This window comes from Rhizobium sp. USDA 3886, assembly GCF_056279785.1.
In genome coordinates this window covers 251743-272985 of record NZ_JBWCDC010000002.1, presented here as the reverse complement: position 1 = coordinate 272985, position 21243 = coordinate 251743, and the positions used below count along the sequence as shown (strand labels likewise).

Below are 21243 nucleotides of genomic sequence, written 5' to 3'. Positions count from 1 at the left end.
ATGTCTGTTCAAGAGGTGACTTCACGGGTCACATCACAAGCTCGCGATCTGGACCGCAACACGAAACGGACCGTATTTGCGGCCGCGCTCGGGACCGTTTTCGAATGGTACGACTTCTTTATCTACGGCTCCCTTGCCGCCTTCTTCAGTACGCTGTTCTTCCCGAAGGGCAACGAAACGGCGGCGTTGCTCGCGGCCTTGGCGACCTTCGGCGCGGGCTTCGTCCTTCGACCCTTTGGCGCAATCGTCTTTGGCAGGCTCGGTGACCTTGTCGGCCGGAAGAAAACCTTCCTCGTGACCATGCTGGTCATGGGGCTTGCCACGGCCGCCATCGGTCTGTTGCCGACTTACGAGTCCATCGGCTGGGCGGCGCCTGCTTTGCTGGTGGGGCTGCGCCTGCTGCAGGGCTTGGCTGTCGGCGGCGAGTTTGGGGGCGCGGTGACCTATGTTGCGGAGCATTCTGACCTCAATCGGCGGGGTCTCACGACAAGCTGGATCCAGATCACCGCAACGCTTGGCCTGTTCCTGTCGCTCATTGTGATCGTTCTTTGCCGGTCCCTGCTATCGGCTGAGGATTTTGCCAGTTGGGGATGGCGCATACCCTTCATCGGTTCGATCCTGCTTTTGGTTTTGTCGCTCTACATCCGCCTCAAGCTGCATGAGTCGCCGGTCTTTCAGGAAATGAAGGCGCAAGGAAAAGGTTCGAAGAACCCGATCGCCGAGACGTTCGGTGACGGCAGAAACCTGCGCCTCGTGCTGGTGGCGATCTTCGGCGTCGTCGCGGGGCAGGCGGTCATTTGGTACACGGGCCATTTCTACAGCCTGTATTTCATGACCACCATCCTCAAGATGACTCATGATCAGGCGAACTTCTACCTTCTCGTGGCGCTCACACTCGGCACGCCGTTCTTCCTATTCTTCGGCTGGCTTTCCGACAGGATCGGACGCAAGTGGATCGTCGTGACGGGATGTGCCTTATCGGCCCTGCTGATCATGCCACTTTTCCAAGCGCTCGCGACCTATGGCAATCCTGCGCTGACGGAGTTCCGCGCCAAAACATCCGTGGTGCTGGCGGGCAATGACTGCGACCACGATCAGTCCTTTATCGGACAACTTTTCCGACCGCAGGCAACGACGGAATGCCAAAAAATGAAGGCGTCGCTGACTGGGCGTGCCGTTCCCTACATTGTGAAGATTGACGGCGAGCCTCTCCGAATCCAGATCAATGGCGGTAAGGGGAAATCCCTGAATGAGGGCGAGCTCGTTGACGCCCTGACGCAAGTGGGGATGCCGGCGGCAAAGGCCCCGGTCCAGCCGAATGGTCCGATGGTTGTCCTGGTCCTCTTTGCCTTGGTTTTCCTGGCGACAATGGTCTATGGACCACTCGGGGCTCTTCTGGTCGAACTCTTTCCCGTTCGCATACGCTACAGCGGTGTTTCGGTTGCCCTGCAACTCGGCAATGGATGGATCGGCGGATTTGCGCCTTTCGTGGCAACGGCAGTAGTGCTTACGACAGGAAACATCTTCGGCGGCCTCTGGTACACGGTCGCCTTTGCCGGTTTGACGGCGGTGATCGGTGCGCTTCTTCTGCCAGAGACGCGCGGGCGCGATCTGAACACATAAAGCTCAGAACCGGAGACGCGCCGCACACAGGGGACGGCTGCGGATACAGCTCCTCGTCCAACTCCCTTAAAAACCGCATCGAAGAGTCCGGGCGCTTGCCCGGTCTCTTCGGTCACAGCGCGGGTCAGGCGAACCATGGAAACCATGGACACCTCGTTGTTGTGGCGCAGCCACGACTTGTGAGTTCGCAGATCCAGCAATGATCGTCGTTCACCTCTCTGCTCGAAGAGGTAGATCTTAGGATGGATTGCCGGCAGAGGGCGATATTGGTATCGGCGAAAAATTTGAACGACGCATTGAAAGTCATGCTTCCGAACACCAAGCTCATCCGCCGAACCAACCCCCAATGACGCCACGCGTTGCGAGCGTGCACGCCGGGCGTTTTAGAAGACGGCTAAGAAAAAATCATAGACTATCTGTTTTTTAAGCATGCTGCTTATTTAAGCAGCAGCCGCTACAGAGTGCGAAATTTTGGCGGATTCTGCTATCATTTTGGCCGGAAATGCCCACCTCGGCACTATTGCGCAACCGGCTGGTTTTACCCCTTAATGCCGCTCAAGCAAGCGTAGCGGCTCGCCTACAATAGCATCTGTAAATCGAGAACTGGCTCGGATCTGGCCCGCCTTGCGCGGGACGGCGAAGTTATGCCAGCACGGAGTAAGCGACAATGTCGAAGTTGAAAACGACGATCCTGACGGGGTTTCTGGGTGCGGGAAAGACAACCCTGCTGAACCGGATCCTGAGTTCGGGAAGCAGCGAGCATATCGCCGTTATCGTCAACGAGTATGGTGAGGTCGGTATAGATGGACAGCTCGTCGTTCAGACAAAGGACGAAATCGTCGAGCTAAACAATGGTTGCATTTGCTGCACGGTCCGTGACGATCTGATCGCCGCCATCCGCAGCCTGCTCGCATCTGGACGACCGATCGATCGGTTCATCATCGAGACGTCGGGGCTCGCCGACCCCGCTCCGGTCATTCAGTCGTTTATTCTCGACGAGGTTCTATCGGCAAGGCTGGAGCTCGATGCGATCGTGACGGTCGTCGACGCCCGTCACATATCGCGCCAGCTTTCGCAGGAGGAGGCGGTCGAGCAGATCAGTTTCGCCGACGTCCTCTTGCTCAACAAGATCGATCTTGAAGACGAATATCGTTTGATCGAAATCGAACGCGACCTTACGAAGCGCAACCCGCTGGCCCGGATCATCCGCACAAGTTCCTGCGACGTGGAGCTGGCCGACATCCTGGGAATCGGCGCCTTCGATCTCAAGAACATTCTGGCGATCGATCCAAACATTCTGGACGAACATGACCACGAGCACGACCAGACGATCGGCTGCGTTGCAATCCGCGACTACGAAGCTCTCGACCCGGCCGCGCTTAACGGTTGGCTAACCCGACTTGTCCAGGAGATCGGTACCGATCTTTTCCGCATGAAGGGCGTGTTGAACTTCGCCGGCGAGGCGCGGCGATACGTCCTCCATGGCGTCCACATGACCCTGGAAGGACGTCCCGGCAAGATCTGGCAGCCCTCAGAAGCTCGCCTCAGCGAAATGGTCTTTATCGGCCGCAATCTCGACGAAGGCGGCTTGCGCGAGGGCTTCAGAAGCTGCCTCGCCAAGCGGCATGCGCTCGCTTCCTGACGCCTTTATTTCCGCAAATACCGTTTGTCCATTAAGGAGACAGAACATGCCCCCTCTCGTTGCTGCAATGATCAGCCTTGGCATCCTGGGCGCGATCGACACATATATTACCGCGACGGTATTCCCCGTTCCCGTCTGGGTGACGTTCATCGCCTGGGCTTCCTTTTTCGCCTGCGGCGGCGGCCAACGCGGACTGATCAAGAGCATCATTTCGAACTGGACGGGCATCATCATTGCCACAATGACGCTCCTGATCATCCAGTTCGGTCTCGCCCATCCAATCTTCGCTGCCATCTTGGTCGGTCTCGGCACGTCGGCAATGGTGTTTGCTTCCTCAATTCCGATCCTGAACTTTACGCCAGCGATCGTCTTTGGCTTCGCCTCCTTCGTTGGCACGACGGCCGCCACCAACACCACCGTTGTGACCTCCGGCATCAATCATCCAACACTTGTTGCCATGGCAGCCATGCTGCTTGGCGTCGTGTTCGGGTTGCTCTCCGAAATGGGCACCAATCTTCTGGCGGCCAAGAAGCCGGTCACCGCCTAACTCCGCAACGCAGAAAGGACGACGTCATGAAACTGCAACACTATCTAGGCGGTCTTGAGGGTCTTGGCCCCGTGAGTACCGAAACCCGCGTCTTCGTCGAGACCTGGGAAACCCGCATCTTCGGCATCCATACGGCGATGATGGCGCTTTCTTCGCAACTGCCACTTCCACGGACGTCGTCCACATTCACGACCGTTTGGACGTGGGCGGACCTTCGAAAGGGTGCGGAATCCCTGAACCCGTTCGACTACTTCAAATTCCGCTATTACGAAAAATGGCTTGGCGGCATTTCCGGCTACTTCATATACAACGGATATATCACCGCGAAAGAACTCGATGCGTTGACGGAAGAATACTATAACGATCCGTCGAAATCGGTTCCGGCCGCCGGCGACGCGGCCATCGACGATCGAGTCGTGCAGTATCTCGTCGAAGGCGACAGCCCGAAGCGCGACACCAATGTGTCCTTTGATTTCGCAGTCGGCGACTTCGTTTCGATCAAGAACGTCCCCTCCATCGAGCACACCAGACTTCCGGGCTTTCTCCGCAACAAGAACGGCACCGTCGAGACAGTCTACGACGGAGCCTACGTGTACCTCTGCGATACCGGGACTGATGGAATCGGCGCTGCTATGCCTGTCTACTGCATTCGCTTCGAACCGGAAGACCTCTGGCCCGGCAACGCCGAGAAGAACTTCAGTCTCTACGCCGATCTTTACGCGCATTACCTCGAAGCGCCCGCGGCAGCATCTGCCAAACAGGCGGCCTGACCCGCCATCCGATAGGAGCACACTCACATGATCGACCGCTTTCAATATCGCGAGGATCGCGAAGCCTACAGTGCCGCGCGGGTCAAGGCTCTCGAAGCCCTGCTGATCAAAAAGGGCATTATCACGGACAAGACCGTCGACACGGTCCTCGACTTCTTCGAAACAAAGATGGGACCCTTTAACGGTGCAAAGATCGTCGCCCGAGCCTGGGTTGACCCGTCCTTCAAAGACCGACTCGTGGCAGACACGCCGGCGGCGATCGCCGAACTCAACCTGCCCGAGGGCATGGCAGGCGCCGAGGGCGAGCATATGCGCGCAGTCGCGAACTCGCCGAATGTGCACAACCTTATCATATGCACGCTTTGCTCCTGCTATCCCTGGCCAGTCCTGGGGCTGCCTCCCTACTGGTACAAGGATCCGACCTTCCGCAGCCGCGCCGCCCGCGAACCGCGCGCCGTTCTGAACGAGTTCGGACTTCCAGTCCCCGAGGCCATCGAAATCAAGGTCTGGGATTCCAGTGCGCAGATCCGCTGGTTCGTCGTTCCTGAACGTCCTGTTGGCACGGAAGGAATGACCGAGGCCGAACTCGAGGCGCTCGTCACTCCCGAAGCAATGATGGGCGTCGCCATCGCCAAGGCCGCTTGAGGTCGTCGATGATGCTGACCCAGTTCGAACACTTCGCAATCACCGAGATGATGGGGAAGACCGACAATCCTCCTCGCGCCAACGGCTCTCTCTGCTTCGGTTCGGAGTGGGAGCGGTCCTCGTTCGGAATGGCCCTGGCGCTCGCCAAGAACGGCTTTTTTGAATGGGATGATTTCCGCGACGAACTCATCTGGACGATCAAGGACTGGGAGGATGCGCATCCTGTCGATCGTTCGACCTGGAACTACTACGACCAGTTCCTAGCGGCGCTCGAGAAGGCGGTCGTCAAGGCTGGCATCATCGATCTGGAAGAGATCCGGGCCGCGCTCGCGGCCTGATCAAATCAGCAACAGAAACTTCGCAAAGGGCACGCCGCCCGTCTCGAAAGGTACAAAAGATGTCAGTATCCGCATCATCAACCATCTCGACGCCCATCGTGGCGAACTCCGCAACCAGAATTCTTCAGGCGGCGATGGCCGTGTGCTTTGGCATGATCATCGTCGGCTTCGTAGGGTTTTCCCATATCGAGATCGTTCACAACGCAGCGCATGACACCCGCCATGCCAATGCGTTTCCTTGCCACTGAGGGGTCAGCGCAATGTCTTTGTTTCGCTCTATCGTTTTCACCGCCGCCCTTACCGGCGTCATCGTCGGCGTGTCCGTAAGCGCGGTTCAGTTTGCCGGTACAAGCCAGTTGATCGCCAAGGCGGAGGTCTACGAAAAGGCGGGCGAAGCCGAGTCCGGGGCGATCACTGTCACTCCCATGGCGGATGCCCACGTCCACGAAGCTGGTCACGATCACGAAGAAGGCGGCTGGGAACCCGCAGATGGGTTTGAACGAATAGCATTCACGGTGGCGGCCGACGTGTTGACCGCGATTGGATATGCGCTGGTGCTGTGCGGCCTTATCGCGATGCGCGGAAAACCCGTGACGTGGCGCGAAGGCCTGCTTTGGGGATTGGCAGGATTCGCATGTGTCATGATCGCTCCCATGTTGGGCCTGCCGCCCGAGCTGCCAGGGACGCCCTCCGCTCCGCTTGGGGACCGGCAGTTCTGGTGGATCGGAACCGCCCTGGCGACTGCCGCAGGCATCGGACTGATCGCGTTCCAGCGAAAGCCATGGGCAGCCGTGGTTGCGATCGCGGTGATCGCCGCGCCTCATCTGATCGGCGCGCCCGCGCCCCCGGAAGGACTGCATGCGCTGACGCCAGAAGCTCTCCGGCATCAATTCGGTGCCGCGGCGGTCATGACCAGCCTCGTGTTCTGGGCGATCCTGGGGTCGTTGAGCGGGACACTCTTCAACCGCTTCGAATGCGCGGCGTGAGCAACGGCATGATCTGGCGGGAGGACCTCGATGCGCTGCAATTCGCCGCCGAAAACGGTGGCAACTGCATCGTTCATCGCAGAGCATTCCGCGCAATGTTACGGAACCCCCCAATGCAACACGACTGTATCGAGTTCTACGAACAAAACGCCGCAGCGTTTGAGGCGGCAGCCAAGGCGAAGATCGATAATGGAGATGTGCATGAGGCATCCAACTTCCACCTCAACAGCAGGCAGATCCGAAACAGCCTGACAGTGCTGGGACTGGCAGCGATCTTGCATGACCAATTTGGCGAATGACAAACCAGGAGATTAAAGCCATGCGGATCGTCATCCTCGCGCCACCCGGCGTGCAGTCACTCGACATCGTTGGTCCTGCCGAGGTCTTCTGGGAGGCGGCAAGACGATTGGGAGACATGGACGCTTACGATATCCAAATAATGTCGACTGGCGCCCCTTCCGTGGCGGGAACGGGCCAGTTGCGGTTCATGGCCGATCGGACAATCTTTGACGAGGACGAGGATATCGACACGCTGCTCGTAGCAGGTGACCCGGCCTTCTTCGAAATCGACCCCGCTGTCATCGCCTGGCTCCAGCGTCGCGTACCGACGGCCCGACGGTTCGGATCGATCTGCACCGGAGTGTTCCTGCTCGCAGCCGCAGGTCTTCTCGATGGAAAAAGGATCACCACGCATTGGGAATGCGCCGCGAAATTCAGCGCTGAATATCCCGATATCGATCTGGATGCCGACGCCATCTACGTGCGCGACGGATCTCTGATAACGGCTGCCGGTGTCACGGCAGGTATCGATCTCGCATTGTCGCTTGTCGAGGAAGACCACGGCAAGGACACCGCGATGATCGTCGCTCGCTATATGGTCATGTTCATGAAAAGACCTGGTGGGCAGTCGCAGTTCAGTGCGTATCTCGTCGGCCAGATGTCGGAAACGACGCTGATCCAGAAGGCGCAGGAATACGTCTTGTCGAATTTGAACGGCCACCTCGACGTGGAGAGTCTTGCCCACGAGGTCGGGATGAGCACACGGAACTTCGCTCGGGTCTTCCGTAAGGAACTTGGCTATACACCGGCGGAATTCGTTGCAGCCGCCCGCACGGACGCCGCGAGACGACTGCTGCAGGACACCACGCAGCCGCTTCTGAGGATCGCGACCACTTGCGGCTTCGCAGACGTGAATGCCATGCGCAGGGTCTTCACCAAGACCATCGGCGTAAGTCCGAACGACTATAGGAGCCGTTTCCAGACGTCGTCGAAGCCATCGCTGGCCGCGCCGATCAGCGACGCTCAAGGGCGCTCGGGGAGCGCTCTCGCGATGGAGATCGCGTTAGCTATCTCCCACCCGGGCGCGCTCGCTGCGCAAGGAGCGCGAGCGGTCTGAGTTCGACTCGTGGCATCGAGTAACAGCAGGATCTTCCGCGGAGTTCCCCAGCGTCGCCATGGTCGTCCCATCACACTGTCTCGCAGCAACTGCCCCAGGCGATGCTGCCGCGAGTGTCAATTGCGATCTTGGTCAAAACCGCTTCGGTTGGAATGCCGCCTTAGATCCTTAGATGATGTGTGCCGGAGCCGCCCTGGATGACGCCGTCTCCGTTTTTGAAGGCATACTTCAGTCAGCGCATGACGATGCCACGGAACTTCGCCGCATGACATCCAGACGTTCAGAGACATTTTCTTCAATCAGGATCTTCTGCCTGCCCGCATGCTCCGGCAGATCCTCCGGCTCGATAACGGCCTCGAAGCGCTCAAGATGGGGTGCGAAGCGCTTGCGTGGCCGTGTTTGCTACACTGATCACACGATGCCATGACGGTCTCATAGCAATGCAAAGGACATCATAAGTTTGGTCCCGGCGTCATCAGCATGAGGGCGTATGGCAAGACCAGTGAGCTGAATAGCGCTACCATGACCCTCGTTGCACCCAAAGAACCGTCAGATCAAGATTACGATTTTCCTGTGCGAGGCATCATGCGATCGGGTGATCAGCGAGTCGTGCGAAGTTCTCGCCTCGAGTGCAGGATAGGGGCCGATCGTAGTCGGCTATCACCGAAATACCGGTCTATTCCTCCACAGAGTTCCGGCGGAGAGCTCGGCATATCCGAGATTAAAAACGGCGCGCATGTAGTTGGTGTTGAATGGATCGCGCATGGAATAGGGCACTTGAACGTCGATCGAGGCGAGATGGAAACGTGCGTTTGTTAGTTTGGAGTAGTTGTAGAGGGCCGTCAGCGCGCTCTGTGTCTGCGATTTGACGAAGATCGAGTATGCCCTTGTGATCACAGACAGCGTTTTGTCCGGCGTGATAACATATTCCGGCATGAGTGCGTTGTTGGTAATCACATAAAAATCGACGCTTTGCCTTTTGGCTGCCAGACGGGTGCTACTTGTCAGCAGAAATTGTGGAATCGTGAGGACCGGAGACGCGGACCCTCCATCTGAGTGCATTTCCTTGAAATGGCGCCCTTGCGACTCGACCTCAATCATGACCGCCGGATAGACTCCTGGTATGCTTGAAGAGGCCACCATGACGTCCTGAAACAGTCTCAACGCGTCAGGCCGGCCGCTGTTTGCGATGACGCCCATGTTCCACACGACGGCACGCTGGGTGTCCAGATTGGTAGTTAGGATAAGGAGACGGCGGCCTTTGCGATGTTCGGCTGCAACCTGTTGCAATATCGCGGGAGTAATCGAGCGTTCGATCATCCGTCTCAATGGATCGGCTCTCAGCAAGCTTTGCCCAAACAATCCGCCGGCTCGTTTGCTTCGGACAAGGTCTTCGGCGATGCCGCTTGTGTAAAGATGTATCAGGGTGTCGTCATAAGCTGATCCTAGAAATGCAAAAGGTGCAATCAGGGCACCGGTACTGACGCCGGTGACGACATCGAATTGCGGGCGAGACTTCTTGGCGCTCCACGCTGAGAGAACGCCGACGCTGAAGGCGCCACCCGCGCCGCCGCCCGAGATCATCAGAGCGTCGAGTCTATTCCGCTTGGTCGCCGGCGCCCAGTCGAGAGTATTTCGTGGAGCTTCGTCGGGGCGGACGTCGAGATAGGAGCGAATCTCGCCATACCCAGCGACCGAAGCATTTTCCGCCTCCTTTGCGCTAACGGCTCTATCCAGCGTCTGCGTGCATGCGGACAAGATGAAGGCGATCGGAATAAGCGCGATAAGTGCTCGCATGAGGCCCCTCTTCAAGGGCACGCCGTTCCATCACCGGGCCGCCTCCCAACAGGTGGCAGGACGCGCAGGCGGCCCAGGGCCGCCTGCGGGGGTCTACGTCCCGCGGCCCCGTTCCCGGGGGAGGGAACGCGACCGAAGAGGTTGCCACGGAAATCAACAAGCATCGCCTTCACCTGGGTCATCTTGCCAGTCGCTTGCGGAGAAAAGGGTTCGTCACTGAACACGCCCTCGCTTCGAAAGCTCGGGCTTCAATGCGATCGCTGCGTGATCGTTGCATGCATGCGGTTCGTCGTTAGCGGTTTCCTGATCCGGCCCGCGCCCGCGCACGAGGCGCTTGAGCGCCTCCTGCAGGTCGTCGACGAAGGTGAAGATGACAGGGATGACGATGAGGCTGAGCAGCGTCGACATCATCACCCCCCCGATCACCACGATCGCCATCGGCCGGCGGAAACTCGAATCGCCACCCGTCAGGCTGAGAGCGACGGGAAGCATGCCGGCTGCCATGGCGATCGTGGTCATGACGATCGGCCGGGCGCGCTTGTGGCAGGCGTCCACGAGGGCATCGAACCGCGACATGCCCTGGCGGCGCGACATGATCGCATATTCGATGAGAAGGATGGAATTCTTGGTGACCACTCCCATGAGCATGAGCAGCCCGATGACGGCCGCCATCGAGAAGCTGGTTCCGGTCACCACCAGCGGGACGAGCGCGCCGCCGAGCGAGAGCGGCAGGGCCATCAGAAGGGTGAGCGGCTGCAGGAAGTCGTGGAAGAGCAAGACGAGAACCGCATAGATGCAGAAGACGCCGATCGCCATTGCAAGGCCAAAGCTCTGGAACAACTCCGAACTGCGCTGAAGTTCGCCTTGTTCGACAAGGATGACCCCTGGCGGCAGGCGCTGGAGCGCCGGCAGGGCCTGCGCCTCACCGTTGACGTCGCCCAGGATGCGGCCGTTGAGTTCGACGGAAAGGGTGACATTGCGCATTCGGTCGATGCGGTCGATCTCCGACGGACTGCCGCCGATCCGGATATCGGCGATCGATCCGAGATCGACATTGCCGTTCGTTCCAGACACTCGCATGTTCTTGATGTCGTCGAGCTTCGTGCGTGTCTCGGGGCTGAAGCGAACGACGATCGGAACCTGACGCTGCGGCAGGTTGAGCTTTGGCAGATCGGCGGAATATTCCCCATTCGTCGCCACGCGCACCGCTTCGGCGATGGCGCTCGAGGTCACTCCGAGCGCTGCGGCGCGCGCGAAGTCGGGCGTGATCTGGATCTCCGGCGCCTGCCTGGCTGCGGTCGATGTCACCGCGCCGATCCCCTGCAGTGTGCGGAGCTGCTCTTCGAGCGCAGTGCTTGCGCTGTCAAGCGCATTGGCATCATCACTGGCAAGGGTGATCTCCAGCTTCGTACCGTTGCCGCTGCCGACCGCGACCCGCACGCCGGGAAGGACCGCGAGAGCCTGCCGGATGTCGTTTTCGATCTCCGACTGCTTGCGATCGCGCTCGCCGATGGGTGACAGCACGGCAACAATAGTGGCGGATCCGACGCTGCTCGTGGTGCTGGAGTCGGGGCCGCCGCCCGAGGATGCTGAACCGACCGCGGAAAAGACATGCGTGACGTCCTGGAGCTTGCCGACGATATTGGCGGCCTTCGTGGTGGTGGCGTCCGTCTGCTCGATCGTGGCGCCTGGCTGCATGGTGAGCGTGATCTGAGCTCGCGCGTCGTCGGAAGCGGGCAGGAAGCCGGATTTCAGGAATGGGATGGTGGCAAGCGAAAGTCCGACGACGATGGCAGTCACGGCCACCGTCATCTTCCTGTGGCTCATGGCCGCCTTCACGATTGCGAGATATGTGCGCATGAGCAGGCCGTCTTTTTCCTCGGTGGGATGGGCCTTCATGAAATAGGCGGCCATCATCGGCGTCAGCAGGCGTGCGACGACGAGCGAGGCAAGGACCGCAACGGCGGCAGTAACCCCGAACTGGCGGAACAGAAGTCCCGGAATGCCACTCATGAAGGCCGTCGGCAGGAAGACGGCGACGAGCGTGAAAGTGGTTGCGATAACGGCGAGCCCGATCTCGTTGGCGGCTTCGAGAGCGGCGTCGACCGGTCGCTTGCCCATCTGCAAGTGACGGGCGATGTTCTCGACCTCGACGATGGCGTCGTCGACAAGGATGCCGACCACCAGCGAAAGCGCCAGCAACGTGACGATATTCAGGCCGAAGCCGGCCAGATACATGACAAGGAAGGTCGGTATGACCGACAGCGGCAGCGCCACGGCGGACAGGATCGTCGCACGCCAGTCCCGAAGGAAGAGCCAGACGACGACGATCGCCAGGACGGCCCCTTCGTACAGCATGTGCATCGAACCATTATAGTTATCGACGATCGGCCCGACCGTGCTGTACGCTTCCTCGATCTGCACATTGGAGTGCGTGGCTGCGAACCGTTTCATTGCCGTGTCGACATCGGCCGCGACACCGCTGTCCGAAAACCCGTTCGAGCGTTTGATCTCGACCGCGACCACCGGTTTGCCGTCGAGATAGGCCATCGAAGAACGCTCCGCGAAGCTGTCCGTGACGGATGCGACGTCGTCGAGGCGAACCTGCTCCCCGTTGGCCAGGGGAATTCTAAGCGCCTTCAGAGCATCGACCGATGCTACGGCGCCGAGCGTGCGCAACGTCTGACGGGTGCCGCCAATCTCCCCAAGGCCACCTGAAGTATCAGCCTGAACCGACTTCAATTGCGCCGACACAGTGGTCGCCGTCACGCCGAATGCGGCCATCGTCGTCGGATCGAGGTCGACGTGAACTTCGCGGTCGACACCGCCGATGCGATTGACCTGTCCGACGCCCGGTACCGACAGGAGCGCCTTGGTCAGATCGTTGTCGATGAACCAGGAAAGCTCGGTTTCATTGAGGACGGCAGATTGGATGGCATAGGTGACCAGCGCCGAATTCTGCACGGTGACTTTGGTGACGCTTGGCGTTTGCATCTGCGCCGGCAGATCGGCCTTTGCGCTGTCCACGGCGTTGCGGACCTCGTTCAGGGCGGTTTCGCTGTCTTTCTCCAGTTTGAAGGACACGCTGATCGACACCGTGCCGTCGGTGATCGTGGTGGTGACGTGGTCGAGATAACTCAACGAGGCAAGATTGTCCTCGATCGTGCGGGCGACCTCGGTTTCGAGCTGCGCCGGCGCAGCACCGTCGAGCGTCGCGGCAACTTTGATGGTCGGGAGGTCCATATCCGGGAAGTTCTGAACCGGCAGATGCTGGAAGGCCAGCAAGCCGCCGCCGGCAAGCATCGCAAAAAGCAGTATTGCCGGTACGGGATTGCGGATCGAAAATTCGGAAAAATTCATCAACCTTCTCCCGCAATCTTCACGAGATCGTTGTCCGACAGAAAAGCTCCGCCCGACGTCACCACTCTCGCCGAGAAGTCTATGCCGGACACGATCTCGACTTCGCCGTCGATGCGGCGGCCGGTCTCGACCCGCACCCGTCTTACCCGCTTGTCCTCGCCGGCCGTGAAGACATAGTTTATCCCGTCACGGAAAACGATCGCCGTCTCCGGAACCGTCAGCGCCGGCGTGGTTGTCAGTTCGATGGTGCCGGTGACGTAAAGACCGGTGCGCGGCTGAACATCCTGGGGAAGCGCCACATAGACAATCGCCCGGCTTGTATTGGTGTTGATCGAAGGTCCGACGAGCCTTACCTTGCCCTGAAGGAGACGTCCGTCCGGCCCGTCGATGTCGACGCTCAATCCTTCCGAGATGCGTGAAAGGTAACGAGCCGAAACCTCGGCCTGCCATTCGACCCGCTGCTGGCGGACCAGACGAAACAGCTCGGTGCCGGATGAGACGACGGCGCCGAGTTCGGCTGATCGCGAGGTTATCAGGCCGTCATCGACGGCCGTGACGGTTGTCTGGTCGAGCTTGATCTTCTGGCTGTCGAGTGCCGCCTCTTCGGACGCAAGACTTGCCGTTGCCGTCTGTTCGTCGGCGAAATATTCGATAATCTTCTCATCCGAGAGGGCGCCGGAAGAGCGAAGCTGCCGAGCCCGATCCGCATTGGCCTTCGCCTTTGTCAGGTTTGCCTGAGCGGTCACGACGGCCGCCTCCTGCTTGCGAAGGTCGGCCAGCACGCTGTCCTGCGACAGCCGGACGAGTATCTGCCCCTTCTTAACAACGGAGCCGACCTCAGCCAGGATTTCGGTTACGCGCAGGCCGCTCGTCTCGGAAGCAATAATGGCTTCCTGCCAGGGCTTCAGCCAGCCGCTTGCGGGAACGGTCTCCGGCCAGTCTCGCTGAGCCGGTGCCACGAGGGAGACGGTAAGGGCAGGTGCCGCGGACTGATCCGTCATGGCGCTGCGGAGGGGAAGCAGGAGCGTTGCCGCAACAAGAGCGGTAGCGAATACTCCAGGCGGTTTTCTCAACGATCCACTCCTTGTGGTCAAAGGCGTTGGTGCCTTTTCCCGATCTGCGCCGACTCGATGAAGGGTTGCAGCTCATGTGGAGGCACCCGATCCTGGCTCGCGGTGATGTCATGGCAGGATAAGTAACGGGGCGAACGTTAAGTGCGGTCAAGTTAGTGTTAAGTTAGGTAAAACTCGGTCGCGCGGCTGTGTTTGTGCTGTATGGCTCACCAGGATCAATGACGGACGAAGTGAATGAACAAGGTTCTCCTCATCGACGACGATGCCGAGCTGACGACGCTTCTGCAGGAATATCTGCTCGAAGAAGGATATGACGTCGTCACGGATACGGACGGTCGCGCCGCCATTGCGGCGGCTGCCGGCAATGCGGTCGATATTATCGTGCTCGACATCATGATGCCTCGGATGAACGGGATCGAAGTTCTGCAAAGGATCAGGAAGCTCAGCCAGGTTCCTGTGCTGATGCTGACCGCAAGGGGCGATGACGTCGACAGGATATCGGGTCTCAATCTCGGCGCCGACGACTATGTGCCGAAGCCATGCTCGCCGGGCGAACTTGCGGCGAGACTGCGCGCCATCCTCCGTCGGGTTGGTCAGCCGTCAGCCGGCGCGACGACCGACACGATAAGGGCGGGAAAACTCGTGATCCATCCGGCCAGCAGGATCGCCGAATGGCGCGGCGAAACCTTGGAACTGACCGGCACGGAATTCAGCCTGCTCGAGGTCCTCGCCCGCAGCGCCGGCCAGCTCGTGTCGAAGCAGGACATTTCGAAGCGGGCCTTCGGCAAGCCGCTGACCCCGTTCGATCGCCGTATCGACGTCCATATCAGTAGCGTTCGCCAGAAGCTCGGACTGAGGGAGGATGGACAATCCTGGATCCAGTCCGTTCGCGGCCAGGGCTATCAACTTCTCGTGGACTGACCATGCCCCGACTTTTCTGGAAGTTCTTCACGACGATCTGGTTGACGATGGCGGCGACTGTGGGCGTGATCTTCCTGCTCGTCATTTTTCTCCAAGGGGTTCCTTTTGCGCGCGAACTGGAGGAAGAGCGGCGAGCGATCGCCCTGAACCTGACAGCAAACGTGCTCGCGAGAGATGGCGAAGATGCCGCCGCGCATTTCGTGCGCACAAGCCAAGAGACGCTTCCGCCTGGCCTGACGATCTCCAAAGCCGCGAAAGCCGATGCTTGTGCGGTTCCAAAAGCCGTCGACACAAGATCCGTCCTGAAGGACGGGGTTTGCTATCAGATTTCCCTGCCGGCCCAAGCGACGTTCACCTTCGAGAACTTCGGCCCGTTCTTGCCCTGGCTCACGATCCTGATTTCGAGCACGATATCGGCAGGCGCACTCGCCCGATACCTCATTCGTCCCGTCGTGCATCTGCGTGATGGCTTGAGTGCGCTCGCCAATGGCCGCTTCGATTTCCGCATCGGTGACAAGATGGCCGGCCGGAAGGATGAAGTCACCGCGCTTGCGCATGACTTCGATTCCAGTGCCGCCCGGCTTCAGGAGCTGCAGGATGCGCAGCAGAGGCTGTTCCATGACGTGTCCCATGAGCTGCGTTCGCCCTTGTCCCGTCTGCAGGCCGCTGTCGGCGTCCTCCGGCAGAGCCCGGCGAAACTCGGCGCCATGCTGGACCGCATGGACCGGGAGGTCGAACGGCTGGACGCGCTGGTCGGCGAAGTTCTGACGCTTGCCAGATTGACGGCGGGATCCAGCCGGCCGCTGAAGACGCACACTCTTGATGTCATCGAGCTGCTGAACGAAATCCTCGGCGACGCGGCATTCGAAGCCCAGGCACGGGAGGTCTCGATCACAACCAGTGTCGAGGGCACCTTCCGCGCCGAGGTCGAAGGTGAGCTGATCTACAGGGCGCTCGAAAACGTCGTCCGCAACGCCCTCAAGTATACGGCCGAGCATTCGCGCATATCAGTGGCTTGCGAGGCGACGGCCGACCGCCTCAAAATCTGCGTCACGGATCAGGGACCAGGTGTCAGGCGAGACGAACTGGAACGGATCTTCCAGCCGTTCTCACGTGGGACAGAGGCTGTGCCAAGAGGCGGATACGGCCTGGGTCTGGCAATCACCAGGCAGGCCATCGAGCGCCACGGCGGGCGTGTGCATGCGTCATTGCCTGATACCGGTGGCCTGGCAATCACCCTGGAGCTTCCCAGGAAACCGATGCCCTATGGCTTGGCTGACGACCACGCCTGGCGACCACTCGACGAAGCTTGAGGCGGTGGTGGACGAGGCCGCGCAGCTCGGTGGAATCGAGACGTGCAACCAGACTTTACCTAACTTTACAGTGTCTTTACCGCCATTAACGTTGGCGCCGCTAAGCCTGAACCTACGATCCCGGTTCAGAAAGCTCGCCAGTGACTCCGTCGCTCTGCACAAGAATACCATCCCTCCGCTACGCCACATCGGCACTCACGCTTCTGTTGGCAGGCTGCGTCAGCGGCCCGGATCACGTCCCCCCACAGACGCCGCTTCCTGCTAAATTCAAAGAGGGTGGTGGCAAGAGCCACGGCGATGTCGTGACGGCGCAGTGGTGGACGGCCTATCGTGACGAACAGCTCGACAGCCTGGTGGCTCAGGGCCTCAGCGAGAACCTCGATGTGCTGCAGGCGATCGAGAGCATCAACGCGGCCTCCGCCAATGTCACGGTTGCCGGGGCCGGCGGTCTGCCGAGCCTCTATGTCGACGCATCGCACACTGTGTCGGGTGAGAAGGGTTCTGAGCGTACGACGATCGGCACCACGAATACGACAGGCGGCGAGGCCAGCCTTTCATGGCTGCTCGATCTCTTCGGCCAGTACCGTCGCTCTAGAGAGAGCGCAATCGCCTCGCTTGGGGCCGCCTACGCAACGGCCGATGATGCGAAGCTCTCCTTTCTGAAGGACCTCGTCTCGAGCTATGTCGACGCCCGCTATTATCAGCAGCGCGTCGCGCTTTCGAAGGCGAATTTGAAATCCCGTCAGGAGACCTACGAACTCACGCAGCTGCAGCTCAAGGCAGGTGCGGCCTCTCGTCTTGACGTCGTTCAGGCCGAAGGCCTTGTTCGGTCAACGAAGGCAGATATCCCCGGCCTCGAACAGAGCTTTACCGTTTCGGCCCACCACATCGCCTTGCTCCTCGGGATGCCGGCGGCCTCGCTGATGAATGAGCTGCAGAGGAGTGCGGGCCAGCCGGTCTTCCGCGGCGACATTCGAGCCGGCATTCCGGCCGATCTCATCCGCAACCGTCCCGATATCCGCAAGGCCGAACGCGATCTAGCGGCGGCCGTTGCCGATATCGGCGCTGCCGAAGCCCAGCTCTACCCGTCGATCTCCCTATCCGGGTCGATCTCGCCGAGCTGGGTCAAATCATCCGGTGCCAGCGGTGGAACCCTGACCAGTTGGTCCTTCGGACCGACGCTCAACCTGCCGATCTTCGATGGCGGCAAATTGCGTGCGAATGTCGACATCGAAAAATCCGATGCCAAAACCCAATATCTCGCCTGGAAAGCGGCGGTGCTGAATGGGGTCGAAGAGGTGGAAAACGCCCTGTCGGCCGTTCGCCATGACGCGCAGACGTTGGAGCCGCTACGCAGACAGGTGGAAACCGCCCAGGAAGCGCTCGCGCTTTCAACGACGAGCTATACAGACGGCGCCTCGTCGCTGCTTGATGTCCTGGACGCGCAACGATCCGTCTCCGATGCTCAGGCAAGCCTCGCAGCCACCGTGCAGCAAGTTGCTAAGGATTATGTGGATCTTTATGTCGCCGTGGGTGCCGGCTATCTGTCCCGACAAGCGCCTGTCGCTTCCGAGCGAGCGGCGAAGTCGGGCTGATGGACCACCTGGCCACCCGCGGTGCAAGGCAAACGGCGCCTGCGGACCTTGGATTTCACGATTTTACTCAACTTTACACAGGCTTTACAGCCATTAACGTTGGCGTCTCTAAAACAGAACCCACAGTCCCGGTTCAAAAGATTCGCCAATGACCTTCAACGTTCAAGCAGTGGAAATTCCCGTGCAGGCGGCAATCTGCGCCGTCCTCTTCGCTTCGCTCTCCTCCTGCGCAAACGTCCCCTTACAGGAAGGGACGTCCCTTGGATCCTACACGGGAATGGTGGCATCGGGCGGCTCTCTGACCAAGGCGAAATTGCGCGTGAATTCGCCGGTCGTACTCGCCGCGCAGACAGTGCGCATCGTTCCCACCACGGTGGAAAGTGCTCGCGGCTCCTTCGACGCCAAAGACCTGGCACTCCTGACCAACGCCGTCGACCGGGCGCTGTGTATGGGCCTCAGCAATCGGTTCAAGGTCATGGGTCTAAACCAGCCGGCGGACCTCGTTGTCCACGCGATGGTCACCGACATCGTCGCGACGAACCAGGCGATCGCCGCGACCTCCACTGTCGCCACGCTCGGCGCTTCTGTGGCTCACGTTCCAATCCCGAGGATTCCGATCGGTCTCGGCGGTTTGTCGGCAGAAGCCGAAGCGGTCGGCCAGGACGGTTCTCAGCAGGCCGCGATGATCTGGTCACGCGGCGCGAACATGGTGACGACAAAGGCACGGATATCCGCGGTCGGGGATGCCTATTCCCTTTCATCAGCATTCGGCGCCGATTTCAGCCGCATGCTGGTGAAGGGTCAGGACCCGTTCAAGGGAACGTCGTCCACCCGGTTGATGCAAAAGATCAAGGCGGCATTCGGCAGCGAGCCGAAATACGATGCCTGCAAGGCATTTGGAGCTGCGCCCGGTATCAAAGGGGCGGTCGCCAGTCAGTTCGGTTTGCCGCCAAGCTGGAGCGACAAGGGTGCGACGGCCTCTCAATAGCTGCCGACAGTCCTCAATCACCCGCAGCGCCGGCGACTGCGGTACTTCAGCAAACAATCATGAAAGGACATCGACATGAAGAGATATCTACGATTTGCGGGGGCGGTCATCGCAGTTCTTGCGGCGAGTCCGTCGTCCTCAGCGCAGGAACAGTTCCTGCCGTCTGAGAAGGCCGCCGAAATCCTTGCCGATGGAGCGCCCTGGTCGGCACTTGCGCCGGATGGCAAGACTCTCAAATTCACTCTGAAGAAAGACGGCACCGGAAGCATTCGCGGCCCGTTGCCATTCACGCTCTCCATCACCTGGACGGTCAAGGACGACGCGATGTGCATATCCGGCAAGATGGGCACACGATGCCTTCGATTCCGGTCGGTTCCCGGCGGACTTCAGGGATGGGACGGTGAAAAACCGGACCTGAAGTTTAGCCGTTGATGGCAAGCCTGCCTCTGTGGCGCGTAACGAAGTTCAGGAAACAGATCACGCTTTTGAACGGCGTGGGTATGAGGAAGACTGATGAAATATCTCCGGATGTTCACCGCGATCTCGTTGCTGCTGGCAGTGCAATCGGCTGCCATGGCGCAAGTTGGGCCGCCCATTCCATCAATTCCAGGTCCTCTAGGGCCGCCACCGTTTGTCATGCCTCCTCCGCCTCCTCCGCCTCCTCCGCCGCCAGCTGAGGACTATTCGATCCGATATGACGGAAGACATTATGACTGGTGCGCGCGCCGTTATCGGTCGTATTCAGCCTATGATAATAGTTTTCAGCCCTACGGGGGCTCGCGCAGACAATGCTACTCCCCCTACAATTGAGTTGGCACGGCTCTCGCTTCGTTGGTGCGGTTTGCCCTATCGGCCTGATATCTCCGGGATGCGGCTCGCGAGCTTGAGATGTGGCAGGTCCAGCATGCGTCCGTCGAGCTGAATGACGCCTGCGTCGGGTCTGGCGGCAAAGGCGGCGGCCACTTTCCGCCCCGGCGATTTCGGATGAATCCGGCGTGAAGGCGTGATTGATCACTTCGACCTGGCTGGGTGGATGGCCATCACGCTGGAAAAGCCGTCGCGCCGCGGCATCGGGAGGGGAGTTCGAGCGACGCAGCTCCATCGCCTCAGTTTCCATGCAGGGTATCACCTATGAAGACGGGCTTCGGCATCGTCACCGTGTCATAGCCGAGATCGGCGACGAGCGCGCCGAGCGTGATGTCGCCGACCGAAAGGCCGACGGTGAGCGCAAAGGTGAAGGTGCCGTTTACGATGATCCGGCCGAATTCGGCGCCGGCCGCATAGTCGGCATCGAGATGCAGCGGTTGCGGATTGTGAGAGAGCGTCGTGAAGAGCAGCTTGTCGGCCTTGGTGACCGTGCGGCGGATGTCGTGGGCTATGCGGTCGCCGACCGTCCTCTCGTCGAAATAACGGCCGGCCATCAATTCTGCTCCTTCACAATGCTGACGATCAGCTGGTTTTCCGGGACCCTGACCCCGAGGAAACCTGCAATTTTTCGACGATGCCGTCGAAGGGCGCACGCAGCGAATGATCCATTTTCATCGCTTCGACTGTCAGCAGGCGGTCCCCCTTGGCGACACGATTGCCTTCGGCGACATCCACCGAAATGACGAGGCCGGGCATGGGCGAAAGGATCGCGCCATCGCTGGCACTCTGACTTGCCTCGACTTCGTTTGCGATGGGCAGGCTGATCGGCCAGGCATTGCCGGCGTCGAAAAGCATCGTCGTTTCACCGATCGTGACGGCATTTGCCTCAAGCTTCGGACCTGATTGCCCCCGAAGGAGGTGATCGCCGATACTGACGCGCACTCTATTATCATCCAGGCCGGCGATGCGGAACTCGGCAAGCGCGGACCAGGGAAGCCATCCGTATTTCTCGAAACCACAGTAGCCGCGGTGTCGATCGCGGCTTTGCTCGGCGCCGTCCCCACAAGCCTATCGCCATGGCGGTCGAGGTAGCCGGTATCGGACTCAGCAGCGCAAAAATCCGGATCGACGGCGATGCGGGCAAGCAGGCCGGCATTGGATGTGACCGGCCAGACCTCGATGCCGGCACACGCGGCTGCGAGCTTCGAAAGTGCGGCGTCGCGGTTCGGCCCATACGCAACGATCTTGGCAATCATCGGGTCATAGAAGGCGGGGACTTCATCCCCTTGCTCGACGCCGCCATCGACAAGGATTGTTTCTGGCAGTCGCAGAGGGCCGGGTGACGCCAGGGGTCTGGACCGCCGGGGCGATAGTGGTTATCT

19 protein-coding genes and 4 pseudogenes are annotated in these 21243 nt (G+C 60.0%); 16 read left to right on the top strand and 7 right to left on the bottom strand.

Going from position 1 to position 21243, the window contains the following annotated elements; all coding sequences use genetic code 11:
- The 10 genes from ACZ9BX_RS21540 (at position 1) to ACZ9BX_RS21495 (ending at position 7947) form a co-directional block, all read left to right on the top strand.
- The gene (locus tag ACZ9BX_RS21540; RefSeq protein ID WP_027511292.1) at positions 1 to 1623 is read left to right on the top strand and encodes an MFS transporter; all 1623 of its coding nucleotides are present in this window, start codon (positions 1 to 3) and stop codon (positions 1621 to 1623) included.
- Between the two features lie 667 nt (positions 1624 to 2290).
- On the top strand, positions 2291 to 3265 hold the full coding sequence (locus tag ACZ9BX_RS21535) for a CobW family GTP-binding protein (protein ID WP_027511291.1): 975 nt from the start codon (positions 2291 to 2293) through the stop codon (positions 3263 to 3265).
- A 46-nt stretch (positions 3266 to 3311) separates the two neighbouring features.
- Positions 3312 to 3812 (top strand): DUF1097 domain-containing protein, encoded by a 501-nt coding sequence (locus ACZ9BX_RS21530; RefSeq protein ID WP_027511290.1) that lies wholly within the window; start codon positions 3312 to 3314, stop codon positions 3810 to 3812.
- Between the two features lie 26 nt (positions 3813 to 3838).
- On the top strand, positions 3839 to 4582 hold the full coding sequence (gene nthB / locus ACZ9BX_RS21525) for a nitrile hydratase subunit beta (protein ID WP_027511289.1): 744 nt from the start codon (positions 3839 to 3841) through the stop codon (positions 4580 to 4582).
- 27 nt (positions 4583 to 4609) lie between these two features.
- Positions 4610 to 5227 carry a nitrile hydratase subunit alpha gene (nthA, locus tag ACZ9BX_RS21520; RefSeq protein WP_027511288.1) on the top strand — a complete coding sequence of 206 codons (618 nt, stop codon included), beginning with the start codon at positions 4610 to 4612 and terminating at the stop codon, positions 5225 to 5227.
- Positions 5228 to 5238: 11 nt separating this feature from the next.
- Positions 5239 to 5565: a nitrile hydratase accessory protein gene (locus tag ACZ9BX_RS21515; protein WP_027511287.1), complete on the top strand. Its 327-nt coding sequence runs from the start codon at positions 5239 to 5241 to the stop codon at positions 5563 to 5565.
- A 59-nt stretch (positions 5566 to 5624) separates the two neighbouring features.
- Positions 5625 to 5813, top strand: coding sequence for a CbtB domain-containing protein (locus ACZ9BX_RS21510; RefSeq protein ID WP_027511286.1), 189 nt, complete (start codon positions 5625 to 5627; stop codon positions 5811 to 5813).
- A gap of 12 nt (positions 5814 to 5825) precedes the next feature.
- Positions 5826 to 6551: a CbtA family protein gene (locus tag ACZ9BX_RS21505; protein ID WP_027511285.1), complete on the top strand. Its 726-nt coding sequence runs from the start codon at positions 5826 to 5828 to the stop codon at positions 6549 to 6551.
- Positions 6548 to 6850: a hypothetical protein gene (locus ACZ9BX_RS21500; RefSeq protein WP_027511284.1), complete on the top strand. Its 303-nt coding sequence runs from the start codon at positions 6548 to 6550 to the stop codon at positions 6848 to 6850. Before ACZ9BX_RS21505 ends, ACZ9BX_RS21500 begins: the two co-directional genes overlap by 4 nt.
- Positions 6851 to 6870: 20 nt before the next feature.
- Positions 6871 to 7947 carry a GlxA family transcriptional regulator gene (locus ACZ9BX_RS21495; protein ID WP_476220196.1) on the top strand — a complete coding sequence of 359 codons (1077 nt, stop codon included), beginning with the start codon at positions 6871 to 6873 and terminating at the stop codon, positions 7945 to 7947.
- 163 nt (positions 7948 to 8110) lie between these two features.
- Here ACZ9BX_RS21495 and ACZ9BX_RS21490 read toward each other — a convergent pair.
- The 4 genes and pseudogenes from ACZ9BX_RS21490 to ACZ9BX_RS21475 all read right to left on the bottom strand — a co-directional run.
- Positions 8111 to 8343, bottom strand: a pseudogene (locus ACZ9BX_RS21490) (IS66 family transposase); the annotation flags it as partial.
- 264 nt (positions 8344 to 8607) lie between these two features.
- Positions 8608 to 9744 (bottom strand): patatin-like phospholipase family protein, encoded by a 1137-nt coding sequence (locus ACZ9BX_RS21485; protein ID WP_051336663.1) that lies wholly within the window; start codon positions 9742 to 9744, stop codon positions 8608 to 8610.
- A 213-nt stretch (positions 9745 to 9957) separates the two neighbouring features.
- Positions 9958 to 13104, bottom strand: coding sequence for an efflux RND transporter permease subunit (locus tag ACZ9BX_RS21480; protein ID WP_027511281.1), 3147 nt, complete (start codon positions 13102 to 13104; stop codon positions 9958 to 9960).
- Positions 13104 to 14177 carry an efflux RND transporter periplasmic adaptor subunit gene (locus tag ACZ9BX_RS21475; RefSeq protein WP_027511280.1) on the bottom strand — a complete coding sequence of 358 codons (1074 nt, stop codon included), beginning with the start codon at positions 14175 to 14177 and terminating at the stop codon, positions 13104 to 13106. Before ACZ9BX_RS21475 ends, ACZ9BX_RS21480 begins: the two co-directional genes overlap by 1 nt.
- A 234-nt stretch (positions 14178 to 14411) precedes the next feature.
- Here ACZ9BX_RS21475 and ACZ9BX_RS21470 point away from each other — a divergent pair, with 234 nt between their 5' ends.
- The 6 genes from ACZ9BX_RS21470 to ACZ9BX_RS21445 all read left to right on the top strand — a co-directional run bounded on the left by ACZ9BX_RS21470 (position 14412) and on the right by ACZ9BX_RS21445 (position 19804).
- Positions 14412 to 15098 (top strand): response regulator, encoded by a 687-nt coding sequence (locus tag ACZ9BX_RS21470; RefSeq protein ID WP_027511279.1) that lies wholly within the window; start codon positions 14412 to 14414, stop codon positions 15096 to 15098.
- A gap of 2 nt (positions 15099 to 15100) precedes the next feature.
- A complete protein-coding gene (locus tag ACZ9BX_RS21465; RefSeq protein ID WP_027511278.1) occupies positions 15101 to 16411 on the top strand; it encodes a HAMP domain-containing sensor histidine kinase in 1311 nt (436 codons plus the stop codon).
- Positions 16412 to 16551: 140 nt separating this feature from the next.
- Positions 16552 to 18006, top strand: a complete 1455-nt coding sequence (locus ACZ9BX_RS21460) for an efflux transporter outer membrane subunit (RefSeq protein ID WP_027511277.1) — start codon at positions 16552 to 16554, stop codon at positions 18004 to 18006.
- 148 nt (positions 18007 to 18154) lie between these two features.
- A complete protein-coding gene (locus ACZ9BX_RS21455) occupies positions 18155 to 18994 on the top strand; it encodes a DUF3313 domain-containing protein (RefSeq protein WP_027511276.1) in 840 nt (279 codons plus the stop codon).
- Between the two features lie 75 nt (positions 18995 to 19069).
- The gene (locus ACZ9BX_RS21450; RefSeq protein WP_027511275.1) at positions 19070 to 19426 is read left to right on the top strand and encodes a hypothetical protein; all 357 of its coding nucleotides are present in this window, start codon (positions 19070 to 19072) and stop codon (positions 19424 to 19426) included.
- A gap of 81 nt (positions 19427 to 19507) precedes the next feature.
- Positions 19508 to 19804: a BA14K family protein gene (locus ACZ9BX_RS21445; RefSeq protein WP_084606528.1), complete on the top strand. Its 297-nt coding sequence runs from the start codon at positions 19508 to 19510 to the stop codon at positions 19802 to 19804.
- Between the two features lie 36 nt (positions 19805 to 19840).
- Here ACZ9BX_RS21445 and ACZ9BX_RS21440 read toward each other — a convergent pair.
- The 3 pseudogenes from ACZ9BX_RS21440 to ACZ9BX_RS21430 all read right to left on the bottom strand — a co-directional run.
- A pseudogene (locus tag ACZ9BX_RS21440) lies at positions 19841 to 20059 on the bottom strand (CoA ester lyase); the annotation flags it as partial.
- A gap of 1 nt (position 20060) precedes the next feature.
- Positions 20061 to 20415 (bottom strand): annotated as a pseudogene (locus tag ACZ9BX_RS21435) (MaoC family dehydratase); the annotation flags it as partial.
- A pseudogene (locus ACZ9BX_RS21430) lies at positions 20415 to 21192 on the bottom strand (acyl-CoA carboxylase biotin carboxyl carrier protein subunit); the annotation flags it as partial. The pseudogenes ACZ9BX_RS21430 and ACZ9BX_RS21435, both read right to left, overlap by 1 nt.
- Between the last annotated feature and the right edge of the window lie 51 nt (positions 21193 to 21243).